The sequence below is a fragment of the Streptococcus sp. oral taxon 071 str. 73H25AP genome, from assembly GCF_000146755.1.
Taxonomy (GTDB): Bacteria; Bacillota; Bacilli; order Lactobacillales; family Streptococcaceae; genus Streptococcus; species Streptococcus oralis_T.
Genome location: NZ_GL397259.1, coordinates 1 through 712, shown reverse-complemented (window position 1 = coordinate 712; position 712 = coordinate 1). Strand labels below are relative to the sequence as shown.

Here is a 712-nt window from a genome sequence, read left to right as displayed (position 1 = left end):
ATCGGGAAGACAGGATTCGAACCTGCGACACCTTGGTCCCAAACCAAGTACTCTACCAAGCTGAGCTACTTCCCGCGTTAAATAAAAAAATGCACCCTAGAGGAGTCGAACCTCTAACCGCCTGATTCGTAGTCAGGTACTCTATCCAGTTGAGCTAAGGGTGCTCATCATTATATGCCGAGGACCGGAATCGAACCGGTACGATCGTTACCAATCGCAGGATTTTAAGTCCTGTGCGTCTGCCAGTTCCGCCACCCCGGCCTCTCTAAGCGAACGACGGGATTCGAACCCGCGACCCCCACCTTGGCAAGGTGGTGTTCTACCACTGAACTACGTTCGCATCGACCTCTTATTCTATATAAAAAATGCCGGCTACATGACTTGAACACGCGACCCTCTGATTACAAATCAGATGCTCTACCAACTGAGCTAAGCCGGCTGCTTTCTATTATGCGGGTTAAGGGACTTGAACCCCCACGCCGTTAAGCGCCAGATCCTAAATCTGGTGCGTCTGCCAATTCCGCCAAACCCGCAAATATGACCCGTACTGGGCTCGAACCAGTGACCCATTGATTAAAAGTCAATTGCTCTACCAACTGAGCTAACGAGTCTAAAATAACTTCCGTTATCTTAAACGGTCCCGACGGGAATCGAACCCGCGATCTTCGCCGTGACAGGGCGACGTGATAACCGCTACACTACGGGACCTATA

At 50.8% G+C, this 712-nt stretch carries 8 tRNA genes; all 8 read right to left on the bottom strand.

Going from position 1 to position 712, the window contains the following annotated elements:
- Position 1: 1 nt before the first annotated feature.
- The 8 genes from HMPREF9189_RS11835 to HMPREF9189_RS11800 all read right to left on the bottom strand — a co-directional run bounded on the left by HMPREF9189_RS11835 (position 2) and on the right by HMPREF9189_RS11800 (position 708).
- Positions 2 to 75, bottom strand: a tRNA-Pro gene (locus tag HMPREF9189_RS11835).
- 15 nt (positions 76 to 90) lie between these two features.
- Positions 91 to 164: transfer RNA gene (locus tag HMPREF9189_RS11830), tRNA-Arg, on the bottom strand.
- Positions 165 to 175: 11 nt separating this feature from the next.
- Positions 176 to 261 (bottom strand) — tRNA-Leu (locus HMPREF9189_RS11825).
- A 7-nt stretch (positions 262 to 268) separates the two neighbouring features.
- Positions 269 to 340, bottom strand: a tRNA-Gly gene (locus HMPREF9189_RS11820).
- 26 nt (positions 341 to 366) lie between these two features.
- Positions 367 to 439 (bottom strand) — tRNA-Thr (locus tag HMPREF9189_RS11815).
- A gap of 12 nt (positions 440 to 451) precedes the next feature.
- Positions 452 to 533 (bottom strand) — tRNA-Leu (locus HMPREF9189_RS11810).
- A 5-nt stretch (positions 534 to 538) separates the two neighbouring features.
- Positions 539 to 611 (bottom strand) — tRNA-Lys (locus tag HMPREF9189_RS11805).
- A 24-nt stretch (positions 612 to 635) separates the two neighbouring features.
- A tRNA-Asp gene (locus HMPREF9189_RS11800) sits at positions 636 to 708 on the bottom strand.
- Positions 709 to 712: the final 4 nt, after the last annotated feature.